14 protein-coding genes are annotated in these 13,689 nt (G+C 68.9%); 10 read left to right on the plus strand and 4 right to left on the minus strand.

The features are described from left to right. Positions 1-143 precede the first annotated feature (143 nt). The gene (locus ACFY3V_RS07925; RefSeq protein ID WP_389771089.1) at positions 144-707 is read left to right on the plus strand and encodes a hypothetical protein; all 564 of its coding nucleotides are present in this window, start codon (positions 144-146) and stop codon (positions 705-707) included. 60 nt (positions 708-767) lie between these two features. Here the strand turns inward: ACFY3V_RS07925 and ACFY3V_RS07930 are convergent, their stop codons facing one another. After that, entirely contained in the window at positions 768-1,334 is a 567-nt protein-coding gene (locus tag ACFY3V_RS07930) for an NADAR family protein (RefSeq protein WP_389771092.1), read from the minus strand. A gap of 224 nt (positions 1,335-1,558) precedes the next feature. Between ACFY3V_RS07930 and ACFY3V_RS07935 the strand changes: the two genes are divergently transcribed. Both ACFY3V_RS07935 and ACFY3V_RS07940 read left to right on the plus strand, forming a co-directional pair. Further along, on the plus strand, positions 1,559-2,329 hold the full coding sequence (locus tag ACFY3V_RS07935) for a phosphotransferase (RefSeq protein ID WP_389771095.1): 771 nt from the start codon (positions 1,559-1,561) through the stop codon (positions 2,327-2,329). A gap of 109 nt (positions 2,330-2,438) precedes the next feature. Further along, on the plus strand, positions 2,439-3,056 hold the full coding sequence (locus ACFY3V_RS07940) for a signal protein (RefSeq protein WP_362903475.1): 618 nt from the start codon (positions 2,439-2,441) through the stop codon (positions 3,054-3,056). 224 nt (positions 3,057-3,280) lie between these two features. Here the strand turns inward: ACFY3V_RS07940 and ACFY3V_RS07945 are convergent, their stop codons facing one another. Genes ACFY3V_RS07945 through ACFY3V_RS07955 form a run of 3 tightly spaced genes read right to left on the minus strand, consistent with a single transcriptional unit; the run spans position 3,281 to position 5,826 of the window. Further along, positions 3,281-4,573 (minus strand): mannosyltransferase family protein, encoded by a 1,293-nt coding sequence (locus ACFY3V_RS07945; protein ID WP_389771100.1) that lies wholly within the window; start codon positions 4,571-4,573, stop codon positions 3,281-3,283. A 10-nt stretch (positions 4,574-4,583) separates the two neighbouring features. Continuing rightward, entirely contained in the window at positions 4,584-4,931 is a 348-nt protein-coding gene (locus ACFY3V_RS07950; RefSeq protein WP_389771103.1) for a multicopper oxidase domain-containing protein, read from the minus strand. 37 nt (positions 4,932-4,968) lie between these two features. Beyond that, on the minus strand, positions 4,969-5,826 hold the full coding sequence (locus ACFY3V_RS07955) for an SAM-dependent methyltransferase (protein WP_362903471.1): 858 nt from the start codon (positions 5,824-5,826) through the stop codon (positions 4,969-4,971). Positions 5,827-6,522: 696 nt separating this feature from the next. Between ACFY3V_RS07955 and ACFY3V_RS07960 the strand changes: the two genes are divergently transcribed. The 7 genes from ACFY3V_RS07960 to ACFY3V_RS07990 are packed head-to-tail and all read left to right on the plus strand — an operon-like array spanning position 6,523 to position 13,678. Continuing rightward, positions 6,523-6,963, plus strand: coding sequence for a methylenetetrahydrofolate reductase C-terminal domain-containing protein (locus tag ACFY3V_RS07960; RefSeq protein ID WP_389771107.1), 441 nt, complete (start codon positions 6,523-6,525; stop codon positions 6,961-6,963). Beyond that, a complete protein-coding gene (locus tag ACFY3V_RS07965; protein WP_362903467.1) occupies positions 6,960-7,943 on the plus strand; it encodes a methylenetetrahydrofolate reductase in 984 nt (327 codons plus the stop codon). The genes ACFY3V_RS07960 and ACFY3V_RS07965 overlap by 4 nt, the downstream gene beginning before the upstream one ends. Beyond that, positions 7,933-9,423: a hypothetical protein gene (locus ACFY3V_RS07970; RefSeq protein ID WP_362903464.1), complete on the plus strand. Its 1,491-nt coding sequence runs from the start codon at positions 7,933-7,935 to the stop codon at positions 9,421-9,423. The genes ACFY3V_RS07965 and ACFY3V_RS07970 overlap by 11 nt, the downstream gene beginning before the upstream one ends. After that, positions 9,423-10,544, plus strand: a complete 1,122-nt coding sequence (locus tag ACFY3V_RS07975) for a hypothetical protein (protein WP_389771112.1) — start codon at positions 9,423-9,425, stop codon at positions 10,542-10,544. The genes ACFY3V_RS07970 and ACFY3V_RS07975 overlap by 1 nt, the downstream gene beginning before the upstream one ends. Next, positions 10,541-11,782 (plus strand): methionine adenosyltransferase, encoded by a 1,242-nt coding sequence (gene metK, locus ACFY3V_RS07980; RefSeq protein WP_362903460.1) that lies wholly within the window; start codon positions 10,541-10,543, stop codon positions 11,780-11,782. Before ACFY3V_RS07975 ends, metK begins: the two co-directional genes overlap by 4 nt. After that, on the plus strand, positions 11,779-12,645 hold the full coding sequence (purU, locus tag ACFY3V_RS07985; protein ID WP_362903458.1) for a formyltetrahydrofolate deformylase: 867 nt from the start codon (positions 11,779-11,781) through the stop codon (positions 12,643-12,645). The genes metK and purU overlap by 4 nt, the downstream gene beginning before the upstream one ends. 40 nt (positions 12,646-12,685) lie before the next feature. After that, positions 12,686-13,678, plus strand: coding sequence for a carbohydrate kinase family protein (locus ACFY3V_RS07990; RefSeq protein ID WP_389771116.1), 993 nt, complete (start codon positions 12,686-12,688; stop codon positions 13,676-13,678). Positions 13,679-13,689 lie beyond the last annotated feature (11 nt).

Genomic DNA, 13,689 nt, shown 5'->3' on the forward strand with positions numbered 1-13,689 from the left:
CACCACCGACAAAACTCATCGGTCGCCCCCAGCATTCCCGCGAACAGTGCGACATGTCATCCGATTTTCGTCGGCGAACAACGCCCCGCAGATGACGTGTCGATCGCAACTGAGATGTGATCTCCTTACGCGAAGCTGGCCCCGTGAGCATGGATGAACTGCGTCTTCGCGTTGAGGAGTTGTCCCAGCGGTTCGGGATCAACCCACCTGACGTGGTCCACGGCGAACCGCCCCAAGGAGCGGACTGCATCCTGAAAAGACGCGGCAAGAACTCCCTGATCGTCATCGGAGCCAGCTTCGACACTCTGCCCAGGCAGGTACAGGACGCAGATCTCGCGTGGGCCGTCGCGGCATCCGACCGCACGCGCGTCCGTAAGGAAGGGGTCTCGACTACGGCCTTGCTCGGCTTCGGCGTCGCGGCCGGCCTCGTTACATCCCAGTCGATCCCCCCGTCCAGCTCGCCCATCCCCGCCACCGTGACGGTGCTGATATGTCTCATCATGATCGGAATGCCGATCATAATGAGACAGCAGATCTACGCACTGGACCGCAGGGTGGCGGCGGTCTGTGGAAAAGAGATGCTCCATCGGGCCCTCACGTACTGGCAGGAGCACCCGCCTCGAATGCGAGGCATCTACCGGCTCGTGTTGAAGGTGCAACCTTCCATGGCGAAACGAGCCGCCAGGATGGCTCCTTCGAACATGTGAGGGCGGCCGGCGCTCCCCACCGCATGAGCGACACCGTAGGCATCGATCACGTCACCACCGTCACGATCGCCGAAGGGCGTGCCTCACCTCCATCAGGGCGAACCCCAGCAGGTTCAGCCCCGGCCACAGCTCCGGCTTCTCGGCTCGTTCGTCATCGGCCGCCAGTCCGATCCCCCAGACACGATCGACGGGGCTCGCCTCCACCAGCACCCGCTCACCGGTGCCCAGCAGGAACTCCCGCAGATCGGCATGCCGGCCGAACTTCGCGAAGTTGCCGCGGACCACCAGGTCGAAGCGGGCCGCCGTCCACTTCTCCTCGTCGAAGCCCCGCACCCTCCGCCCGAGATCCTTGACCTGCCCGGGGTGATCGGCCGCCACGATCGCCGCCGCGCTCTCCTCGTCACCGAACAGCCGGGCCTTGCCCGCCATCATGAAGTGCTCCGCCGTACGGTAGACCACGCCGTCCACCACGAAGTCCGCCGGCCACCACTGCGACAGGCACCCGGCCCCTACCCCTCCGGAACGCGGCGGCCGATGCCCCCAGAACATCAGATACTTGATCCGCTCACCGCCCCGGGCCGCCTCGGCCAACCCCGCCACATCACGCGCCTCCACCGCCTTCGCCATGCACGCACCCTCCCAAACCCCCCGTGCCCCGCGCCAACCACTTTCCAAGGTGAAGCCCTCCGGTGACCGCGGCAGGGATGCGCGCCGCCCTGATCCGACGCGGCCCATGGGAAGTGATAACGAGTGCTAGCCTGCCCAAATGTCTGCGTACCCGGCGTTGAAACGTCGAGCGGCAGCCTCCGGACGCGCCGGGAAGGCCACGTGTTCGTCATAGGTCGTGCGAGATGACCGAGAGAAAAGAGTTGCGCGGCGGCGTGAACGTGGTGCGCCGGCACGGCGATGTCGTCCACCGACCGGCCTCGACGGCATCACCGACGATCCACCGGCTGCTGCGGCACGTACGCGCGCAGGGCTTCGACGGCGCCCCCCAGCCGCTGGGCTTCGACGCCGACGGCGCGGAGACGCTGACCTTCCTGCACGGGGAGGTACACGAGGCGCTCCCGCCCGAACTGCGTACCCTCGAACTCCTCGACTCGGCGGCCACGCTGCTGCGCCGCTATCACGACGCCGGCGCCACGTTCGCGACCGCTCCCGGCGACCGGTGGTGGCTTCCCGCCCGCTCTCCCGTCGAGGTCGTCTGCCACGGCGACGTCGCACCCTACAACTGCGTGGTGCGCGACGGCCTGGCCGTGGGCCTCATCGACTTCGACGCCGCGCACCCGGGCCCGCGCCTCTGGGACGTGGCGTACGCGGTCTACCGGTTCGCCCCCCTGCACGCACCGGGCAACCCCGACGGCTACGGCGGCCCCATGGAGCAGGGGCGTCGCGCCGCCCGCTTCTGCCGCGTCTACGGCATTCCCGCCGACACGACACTCCTCGATGCCGTCGCCGACCGGTTGCGCGCTCTCATCGACCTCATGCATGACCAGGCGGAACAAGGCCACGAGGCGTTCCGGTCCCACATCGAAGACGGCCACGCCGACCTGTACGAGGCCGACATCCGCTATCTCGACGTGAACCGCGACACCCTGCTCGGTGCCTTCGACGACGAGTGACGGTGCCGTATGCCCTACCCGAACACCATCGGTTCCTACGAACCCTGGGACGGCTCTGCAGCACCTGCCCGCCTGATCCGCATGAAGGCTTCAGGGCTATGATTCCCGGGTGTCTTTTAGAGCCGTCCTGCCGTTTCTTCTGGCCGCTGGTCTTCTCGTCGGCTGTGGGGTGGTTCAAGAGAACAGCGCGGGCAGAATTGCCTCTCCGAAACCGGTGACCTCGTCGGCGGAAACGATCCAGGGGCGTTGGTGGACCTGGGCGGCCTCGGAAGGCGAGAGCACGAACCCCGTGATGGATACGACCGGGGAATTCTGCGACCGAAACCAGCCAGAGGACGTATGGTTCCTCGCCGGAACCTTCGGCGGTACCTCGCAGCGGACATGCAGGGTGCCCGCGGGGCGACCGATAGTGTTCCCACTGGTGAATCAGCTCTGCTCCGAGGCGGAATGCAAGGAGTTCCTGGCCATCGCGGAAGGCAGAGCCACCCTCGACGGCGAGCCGGTCACGCTTGAACGGATGGAAGACGACGACGTTGTCGTGACCGGTGTGGCGGGCAACCCTCTGACGGGCGAGGAGGGAAGGACCAGATCCTACGCTTCCGGCCTCTGGGCGCGGCTCCAGCCGCTGCGGCCCGGCCGTCACACACTGACCATTCGCGGATCCTCCGGCGACTTCCACACAGGCGTTGATTACACACTCGTCGTCGAGGCCGAGCCACGAGCATGAGCGCAGTCTGAGATTTCAACGAATGGTCGATGAAGCCCAGCGACCGTCATCTCGTCTGCGACCGGGGAAACGCGGCCCGCATTGTGCGGGCTGGAGGGCGATGCCGAATTCTTGGATGAGGCCGCCGACGGAGGGGATGCGTTCTCACTACCCGCGCCGCAAGATGCGGATCAGCTCTCCGATGGTGGCCGGCACTTGAAAAAGCCCCGGCCCGGAGGGCGGTGTCAGCCGATCCACGCGCCGGTGGTGAAGTTCCCGGTGTTGATCGCCATGACCGGGATCATGATGGCCATGCTCACCAGCCACACCCAGGGTCTTCGCACCCCCGCGACGCCGATGGCGATCCACAGGGGAAACCAGGTCAGCGAGCCCCGGCCGATCGACATGTAGAACGACGACAGGGTGAGGAAGGACAGCACCTGGGGGGCGATGTACGCGAGCTCCGGCCACCTGCGCCGTACCGCGAGGCAGATGGCCAGCACCAGCAGCACCGCGGCTGAGATGATCTCCTCGTAGTAGGACGTGGTGAGCGAGGCGACGTCGTCGGACATGCTCCAGGTGTTGGCGAGCGCCTCCCACGGCCAGACGGCGTGCCGGCCCCAGAACCGGTCCTGCACCGAGTTGTAGGCCAGCCAGTCGCCGGTGCGGGTCCACTGGTAAAAGCTGTACAGCGCGAGCGGCACACCGGGGAGCGCGAGCCAGGGCAGCAGGCGCCACCCGCCCGGGCGTTTGCGGCCGTTCTCCGCCACCAGGAACATGACGAGCAGCCCGAAGGCCAGGAACAGGCCGGAGATGCGCACCGTGGCCGCTCCGGTGGCCAACAGCGCGGCGTCCTCCCAGCGGCCGTTCCTGGCGAACAGCCACGCCGAGACGGCCAGGGCGAGGAACAGCGCCTCCGAGTAGCCGGAGTACAGGAACACGGCGAACGGGCTGAGGAACAGCGCCGCCACCGTGTACCGGCCGCTTCCTGCCGCGTACGTCTCGGCGAGCCGCGACAGCATCACCGCGAGCACCGCGCTGGCCACCAGCGAGATGATCATCGTGGCCAGCCGGCCGTCCTCGACGACCGGCCGCATCATCCTGATCAGTATCGCCATGCCGGGGAAGAACGCCGGCAGCTTCTCGGCGTCCTGCATGCCCGGAGGGCCGTCGTAGCCGAACTGGGCGATGGCGATGAAGTTCTCGGCGTCCCAGCGGGTGAACCGGTTGAGGAAGGGGTCGGTGGTCCGGCCGGGGCCGGCCAGGTAGGCGTAGATCAGCACACCGACGTGCGACAGCGCCCAGAGGAGCAGGGCCAGTCGGTCACCGGGGTCGGTCAGGAACCTGGGCACCCACCGCCGCCCGGCCACCTCGTCGGTTGACTCGCCGGTCGTCTCGGCGGTCGTCTCACCAGAAGTTTCGCCGGTCGTCTCGCTGGAAGTCTCGGCGGTCGTCTCGCCGGGACCCGCGCCGGGTTCCGCATCGGCCGGTTCCGGCTCCGTGATCTCCACCGGTCCGGCGGGCGCGCGATCAGTCACGCGAGAATCCTTATATAGCCGCAAAATCCGGGCAACCAGTTGCCCACGGCATGATCCTTCCGTTCCGGCCCATCCCCGCTCGTCTCCTGCGAAGACCCACTTCCGCCCGGTGGCGGGACGCTCCGCCCCGCCGTGAAACTTCCACGCGGTGCCGGCCGCCGTGCCCGCCGTGGAAGGGGGATGTCACGCCCTCGTACCGCAGATGCAGGGCCATCCTCTGGCCGGCGTGCGCGAGGTTGTGGCAGTGGCTCATCCACACGCCGGGATTGGCCGCGCGAAACGCCACCTCCCACACCTCGCCGGGCCGCACGTCGAAGGTGTATGGCAACAGATCGTGTACGACCGGCAGGCCGGCCACCGATTACCCGCGTCAACACTTCTGCGGGTCAATACATCTAGGCCTTGCGGGCCAGGCCGCCGTAGTAGGTGTGGTACAGCAGGGCGTTCTTGACGAAGAAGCTCGGCTCGGCACGCCACTCGGGGAGCGGGACGAGGCCAGGTTCGACCAGTTCGAAGTCGCCGAAGTACTCCGTGATCTCGTCCGGGGTGCGCCAGCGGCCGGTGCCGAGGTTCTCGTTGAAGAGCTTCTCGACCGTCGTGGCCTGCTGGGACGCCGCCGGGTGCGCCTCACCGGGATTACAGAAGTGCGAGATCGCCACGAAGCTGCCGGACACCAGCGGGGCGCGCAGCGTGGCCGCCACTCCCGCGGGATCGTCGTCGTCGTGCAGGTGGTGCAGGATGCTCAGCATCAACAGCCCCACCGGCTCGCTGAAGTCGATGAACTGCTTGACCTGATCGTTCTCCAGGATCGACCGTGGGTCGCGGGCGTCCGCCTGGATGACCGTCGTGCTGTCGTCGGCGGCGAGCAGCGCTCGCCCGTGGACCAGCACCATGGGGTCGTTGTCCACGTAGACCACCCGGGCCGCCGGATCGACCTCCTGCGCCACCTGGTGCACGTTGCCCTGGGTGGGCAGGCCGGAGCCGATGTCGATGAACTGCCTGATCCCCCCCTCGGCCACCATGTGGTGCACGACCCGCCGCAGGAAGGCCCGGTTGTCCTGCCCTGCCTGCTGGGCTCCCGGGGAGATCTTCATCGCCGCCTCGGCGACCTGCCGGTCGATGGCGAAGTTGTCCTTGCCGCCCAGGAACCAGTCGTAGACCCTCGCGATGCTGGGCTTCGTCGTGTCGATCTCCGCAGGCAGCTGCCCCTTGTTCAGCGTCGTCTCGTTCCCGTCTTCGCCGCGTTCGGACACCTCGCCACCTTCGCTTCGATCGGGGTCCGCTTGATCGCGGAGGACTTTGCAGATAATAACGCCGAATCCCTCTAAAGGCAGTATGTAGCGACAAGCTCACCCACAAGCGCTGAAATCGTGATGCGCTCATAGCTCTACAAAAACCGCGAATCGCTCAATCAGCCGACTTTCCCTATACGTATCGTCGGCCTCTGCGCGATCGAGGTCATGGTGTCGCGCACCTGTCCACCACCTCTGTGGACGCGACCCCGCCGTAGGGGCGGATGAGTCCGCGCGACACCCGGCGGTCGCCCCTGACCCCGACGAGCCCGACGAGCCCGACGAGCCCGACGAGCCCGACGAGCCCGACGAGCCCGACGAGAAGGAGCGTGCCCCACCGCGGAAGGTGTCGTGACGGCGCCGAGCGGGTTGTGGGCCATCACAACGAACGTCCTCCCAGTGTTGGTGTGCGGGCCTAAGACACCCGTCGCACGCTCTGGCAGCCTCGATCTCAGCGGTTGAACGAAATTCGCCGAACGATCCGGCCGCGTCTTTTCCGGCCAGGTCAACGGTGATTTCCGGCTGCATATCCAGAAGGAGGAGATCGTGGGCTTCGACGAGCGGAACGCACCCGGCGGCGGATGGCCTCGCCCTGTGATCCCCCGAATCGGGGCTCGGCTCAGTTACGCCCTCCACCCTTTCCTCGCCGCGAATCCCGTGTACCGGAGGGTCGGCGCCTGGCTCGAACGCAGGCAGCGGGCCTATCGCTGGTTCACCCGCGCGGAGCGGGTGGCGAAGGAACAGCTGTACGGATGCCGCATGTGCGGTCAGTGCGCGTTGCCCGACACCGGCTACACCTGCCCGATGACCTGCCCGAAGCAACTGCGCAACGGCCCATGTGGCGGGGTGTCCGCCTCCGGCCGCTGTGAGGTCCATCCCGATCTGGTCTGCGTCTGGGTGACCGCGATCGAGCGGGCGCAGGGCGGCGGGCACGGCGCCGACCTCGACCTGCTGCAGCGTCCGGTCGATCACCGCGCGTGGGACCGCAGCTCGTGGGTGAACTACTGGCAGGGCCGCGATGACGGGCTGGGGGTGGCGCCCGGCCCGGATGACCCCCGCCCGCTGCTGCGGCGCGAGCTGGGGTTGAGTCCGCGATGAGCGCCGAGCCAGCGGGAGGTGGGCTGCGCGCCGCGTTCGCCGCCGGCAGGTTCGCCGTCACCGCCGAGATCGGCCCGCCCAGAGGGGCCGACGCGGAGGCGGTCACCCGTAAGGCGGAGCTCCTGCGGGGCTGGGTCGACGCCGCGAACGTCACCGACAACCAGGGGGCGAACGCCCGGATGTCGAGCCTGGCGGGCAGCCTGCTCGCCCAGCGCGCCGGGGTCGAGCCGGTGATGCAGCTGACCTGCCGCGACCGCAATCGTCTCGCCCTGCAGTCGGACCTCCTCGCGGCCGGTGCCCTCGGCATCCCGAACGTGTTGCTGCTCACCGGCGACCACCCCCGGTTCGGTGACCATCCCGAGGCCAAGCCGGTCTTCGACCTCGACGGTGTGCAACTCGTCTGGACCGCGCGAACCCTGCGGGACGACGGCGTGCTCATCTCCGGCAGGGCCGTCTCCCCCCGTCCGGCCTGGTTGATCGGCACGGTCGAGAACCCGTTCGCGCCTCCGCTGGGGTTCCGGGCCCGCAGGCTGGCCAAGAAGGTGGCCGCAGGTGCGGAGTTCGTCCAGACGCAGTACGTGTTCGACTTCGACATATTCGAGCGGTGGATGGCCGACCTGCGGGATCTCGGCGTCACCGAACGCTGCAAGATCATCGCCGGTGTCGGCCCCATCCGCTCGCTGCGCGCCCTGGAGTACATGCGCACCTCCGTCCCCGGCGTGCATGTTCCCGACCAGGTCGACCGGAGGCTGCGCGGGGTACCCGCCGACCGGGTCGCCGAGGAGGGGATCCAGATGTGCGTGGAGACCGTGCAGCGGCTCGCCACGATCCCCGATGTCGCGGGCGTCCATCTCATGGCGCTCGGCTACGAGCACGGCGTGCCCGACATCCTGCGGCGGGCCGGTGTCCCCCGGCCGCCGACCGCGCTTTCCGATCACAACCGCCACCACTCCATGGAGGGCATCGGTCATGCTCGTTGACTTCCGGCCTCACTCCAAACTCAGCGGCACGAGTTCCCTGGACCTGATGACCTCGCTCGCGCCCGTCGTCGAGGCGTTGCGGGAGGGCTCCACGGACCTCGACAAGGTCCGGTTCGTGTGCGACTGGGTCCAGTACAAGTCGAATTTCCGCGAGGTGGTCGACGTCCGGCCGATCCTGCAGTGCCCGCAGCCGAGCGCGAGGCCCGGCCCCGCCATCGTGCCCCTGGGCACCAGGGACGACGCCGTGGAGATCGCCGTCGACGTACGGCGCAGTGCCGTCATCTCCCTTGAGGAGGTCACCGCGGCGCTGCGGCGGGGGAGCGCGAACGGCCGCGTCCTGCTGGAGGACTGGGGTCCCGGCAGCCGCAGCTGCGTCTGGGACTTCAACGCCCGCTACTGGAAGGACCTGGACCTGTGGGAGAAGTCCACCGGACGGGGGTACGAGCAGGCGCTGCCGGGCGGTGAGAGTGACGCGCACAACCGCGACGCCGCGCGCGATGTGATCGGTGACCTCTTCGAGGTCTGGGATGCGCTGGCCGACGGCGACGCCCTGCCCGAGGAGCTGTACGTCGTCGAGCTCGGGGTGGGCAACGGCAGCCAGGCGAAGGTCTTCCTGGACGAGTTTCGCGCCCTCGACGCCGGGCACGGGCGCGGCTACTACCGGCGCCTGCACTACATGATGTGCGACTACTCCCAGCATGTGCTCGATCTGGCCCGCGAGGCGGTCGATGAGCATCGGGCGCGGATCAGCTCGTTCGTGCTCGACGCGACGACGCCGTGCACCTCGCTCGGTTTCCTGAAGTACAAGGTCTTCCTCGTTTACATCTCCAACGTCTACGACAACCTGCCGACCGACGAGGTCGCCCAGCTGGGCGGCCGAACCTACCGGGTGGAGACCCGCGCCTACCTCGACGACGCCACCGTGGCCGAGCTCGCCGAGTCGGTGGGGGCCTCGGTGGGCGAACTGCCGGCCCTGGTGCACAGGCTGCTGCGGCTGGGGCCGGGGCTGCTGGCCGAGACCGACCCCACCCGCTTCGCCGACGTGGACGCCGCCGTCTCCTTCTGGCGGACGGTGTGGGGCACGGTCAGGCTGGAGGAGCGGTACGTCCCGCTGGCCGGCCTCGACCTCTACTCCCTCGCGCCGTCCATGAGCGGGGAGCTGCTGCGGCCCCTGCTCGAATCCGGCGCCGACATCCGCATGCACGTCAGCAACGGGGCGGTGGCGAGCTTCGCCGACAGCCTGCGGCTCCTGCATCCGTTCGGCAGGCTCGTCTGCCACGACCTGTTCGTCACCGACGTACACGCCTATCGGACCAACTTCCGTGGCCCGGGGAAGTACGAGGGGTCCGTCGTCAACTGGGTGAACGGGCCGCTGCTGGCACATGTGGGCCGGCGTAACGGCTTCGACGTGCACTACGCGCCCTTCGCCCATCGGGCGGGCGGGAACATCGTCACGATGACGGCGCAGGTGAGGGACTGATGTCCGCGCTCCACCAGGCCGACCTCATGGGCCGCCTGCCCCTGCTCCCCACCAGCGTCGTGGGCTCCTACCCGGTTCCCGAGTGGATGGAGCGGTTGAAGACCGACTACTACCGCGGCCGGATGAGTTACGCGCAGCTCCAGGACCTGCACGACATGGCGATCAAGGCGGCGCTCCGGGACCAGGAGATCGCCGGCATCGACATCGTGTCCGACGGCGAGCTGCGCCGCGACAACGACATCGACTACTTCCTCGCCAGGATGCCGGGCATCGACATCCCGCGGACGTCGAAGGACTTCTACTTCGACTACTACGAGGCCAGGGTCGTCGAGCGGCTGCCCCCCTCGGCCACGGCACCGCTGATGCTGGCCGACGACTTCTCCTTCACCACCGAGCAGACCTCCGATCCGGTCAAGTTCTCCTTCACCGGGCCGTTCTCGCTCTCGCGGCGGGTGCGGAACGAGGCGTACGACGATCCCGGCGAGCTCGTGATGGCGATCGCGCGCGTGCTCAACGCCGAGGCGCGTGCCCTGGCCGAGCGCGGCGCGCGGCTGCTGCAGATCGACGAGCCCTTTCTGGCCGGCTACCCCGGCGAGGTGGAGACGGCGATCAAGGCCGTCAACGTCGTCACCGAGGGCGTCGACGTCACCTGGGCCCTGCACGTCTGTTACGGCAACCGCTACGCGCGCCCCTCGTGGGAGGGTCACTACGACTTCCTGTTCCCCGCCGTGCTCGACGCCGCCGTGGACCAGCTCGTCCTGGAGTTCGCGCGCAAGGGGTACGCGGACCTGCCGGTGATCGACAAGTTCGGCTGGGACCGCACCATCGGGCTGGGCGTCATCGACGTCAAGTCCTCCGACGTGGAGACCCCGCAGGCGGTCGCGTCCAGGATCCGGAGCGCGCTCGACCTCGTTCCCGCCGACCGGCTGGTCGTCAACCCCGACTGCGGGCTGCGGAACGTCTCCGCGCCCGTCGCCAGGGCCAAGCTCGCGGCCATGGTCGCCGGCGCCGCCATGGTGCGGACCGAACTGACCGGCGCCGCCACAGCACGGCCCGAACCGACCGGCGCCGCCCACCACCTGAACCCGCTCGAACCATCGCCCGAGGAGCCTGAGCAATGACCCAATTGGGAATCGACGACGACTACGTGTTCACCTCCGAGTCGGTGACCGAGGGACACCCCGACAAGATCGCCGACGCGGTGTCGGACGCCGTGCTGGACGCGGCACTGACCCTTGACCCCTACTCCCGGGTCGCCTGCGAGACCCTGATCACCACCGGCATGGTCGTCCTGGCGGGAGAGATCACCGCCCCGCGGTCGCTCGACTACACGCAGATCGTCCGGGACACCGTGAACGGGATCGGGTACGACGACGGGGCCTACGGCTTCGACGGCCACTCGTGCGCCGTTCTCGTGGCGCTGGACAAGCAGTCACCCGACATCGCGCAGGGCGTCGACCTGGCGCACGAGCATCGCCGGGACCGCTCCGGCGACGAGTTCGACCGGGCCGGTGCCGGTGACCAGGGAATGATGTTCGGCTACGCCACCGACGAGACCTCCGAGTTCATGCCGATGCCGATCGCGCTGGCGCACCGGCTGTCCCGCAGGCTCGCCGCGGTCCGCAAGGACGGGACCCTCGGCTACCTGCGCCCGGACGGCAAGACGCAGGTGTCTGTGCGCTATCAGGGCGACGTCCCGGTCGGCGTGGAGCAGGTGCTGATCTCGACCCAGCATGCCGAGGAGGTCTCCCTGGAGCGGATCCGCGAGGATCTCTGGCGGCACGTCGTCACCCCTGAGCTGCCGGCCGAGCTGTACGACGCCGACGCGCTCCACCGGAGCCTGCTGGTCAACCCCACCGGCAGGTTCGTGATCGGCGGCCCGGTGGGTGACGCGGGACTCACCGGACGCAAGATCATCGTCGATACCTACGGGGGATTCGCCCGGCACGGCGGCGGCGCCTTCTCCGGCAAGGACCCCTCGAAGGTGGACCGGTCCGCCGCCTACGCGGCGCGTCACGTCGCCAAGAACGTGGTCGCCGCCGGTCTCGCCCGCCGGGCGGAGGTGCAGGTGGCGTACGCCATCGGGGTGGCCCGGCCGGTGTCGGTGCTCATCGAGACGTTCGGCACCGAGCGGGTGAGCCGTTCGCTGATCCGGACGCTGGTGGCCGAGCACTTCGACCTGCGGCCCGCCGCCTTCCGTGAATACCTCGGACTGCACAGTCCCATCTACCGCCAGACCGCCGCCTACGGACACTTCGGGCGTACGGACCTCGACCTGCCGTGGGAGCGGACCGATCGGGCCGACGCGCTCCGCCGGGCCGCCGCGCTGTCCGCCGACGCCGTCCCCGCGACGCTGTGAACGGGACGGACCCCGACGTCGGCCGGCTCGTCGTGTCCTGCACCGACCGGCCGGGCGTCGTCGCCTGCGTCTCGTCGTTCCTGTACCGGCGCGGAGCCAACATCGTGCAGTCCGACCAGGACTCCACCGGGCCCGCGGGCGGCCGGTTCTTCCTGCGCATCGTGTTCCACCTGCCGGGACTGGACAAGGAACTGCCCCGGCTGGAGCGCGAGTTCCGGCAGGAGGTCGCGGCGCGGCTCGACGCGGACTTCCGGTTCCGCGCCGCCTCCGTGCCGACCCGGGTGGCGCTCTTCGTCTCGCGCTACGACCACTGCCTGCTCGACCTGCTGTGGCGGGCCCGCCGGGGCGAGTTGCCCATCGAGGTGTGCCAGGTGGTCTCCAACCACCCGGACCTCGCCGAGGAGGTGTCCTCGTTCGGGGTGGCGTTCGAGCACATCCCGGTGACCAGGGCGACCAAACCGGAGGCCGAACGGCGCCAACTCGACCTCCTGAAGGGCAATGTCGATCTGGTGGTCCTCGCCCGCTACATGCAGATCCTCTCGGGTGACTTCCTGGACCGGATCGGCGTACCGGTGATCAACATCCACCATTCCTTCCTGCCCGCCTTCGCCGGCGCCGGGCCGTACGAGCAGGCGAAGGAGCGCGGCGTGAAGATCATCGGAGCGACCGCGCACTACGCCACCGAGGAGCTCGACGAGGGGCCGATCATCGAGCAGGACGTCGTCCGGGTCTCGCACCGCGAAAGCGCGCGTGAGCTGACGCGACGCGGCGCCGACATCGAGCGGACCGTGCTGGCCAGGGCCGTGACCTGGCACTGCGAGGACCGTGTCCTGGTGAACGGCCGCACCACGATCGTCTTCTGACCCCGTCGGCCCGCAACAGAATCCACATCGAGGAGTAACCGTGCCCCCAGGGACGACCGCCGTGGTCGGATCGATCGCCACCGATCATCTGATGCACTTTCCCGGCCGCTTCGCGGACCATCTCGTGGCCGACCGGCTCGACCGGGTGTCGCTGAGCTTCCTGGTCGACGATCTCGTCGTCCGCCGTGGCGGGGTCGGCGCGAACATCGCCTTCGGGATGGGGGTCCTGGGGCAACGGCCGGTGCTGGTGGGAGCGGTGGGCGCCGACTTCGCCGACTACCGGGCGATCCTCGAACGGCACGGCGTCGACTGCGGCGGGGTCCTCACCGTCGAGACGGCCCACACTCCGCGCTTCACCTGCACGACCGACGACGACCAGTGCCAGCTCGCGTCGTTCTACCCGGGGGCGATGACGGAGACGAAGAACATCTCACTCGCCCCGATCGTGGAACGGTACGGCGTCGGGCTGGTGCTGGTGGGTGCGAGCGATCCGGACGCGATGGTCGCGCAGACCGAGGAGGCGAGGGCGCTGGGCGTGCCGTTCGCCGCCGACCCGTCGCAGCAGCTTCCCCGCCTCGACGGTGACCGGTGCCGGGCCCTGGTCGACGGCGCCCGCTACCTGTTCACCAACGAGTACGAGCTGGAACTGCTGATCCGCAAGACCGGCTGGGACGCCGACGAGATCACCGGCCGGGTCGGCCTGCGGGTGACCACCCTGTCCGACCGGGGTGTGGAGATCGCCGGGCGCGACGGCACCGCGCTGCACGTCGGGGTGGTGCCGGCCAGGACGATCGCCGACCCGACCGGCGTCGGCGACGGGTTCCGTGCCGGTTTCCTCGCCGGTGGGAACGGCGGGCTGGGTCCGGAGCGGGCCGCTCAGCTCGGGGCGCTCGTCGCCACGCTGGTACTGGAGACGAACGGCGCCCAGGAGTGGACGATCGACGCCGACACCGACGTGGCCCGCCTGCGCGAAGCCTACGGTGAGGAGGCGGCGGCGGACATCGAACCGGTGCTGCGTGCCGCCCTGACCTGAGGCGGTGCCGC

This window comes from Streptosporangium sp. NPDC000095 (assembly GCF_042899335.1).
Taxonomy (GTDB): domain Bacteria; phylum Actinomycetota; class Actinomycetes; order Streptosporangiales; family Streptosporangiaceae; genus Streptosporangium.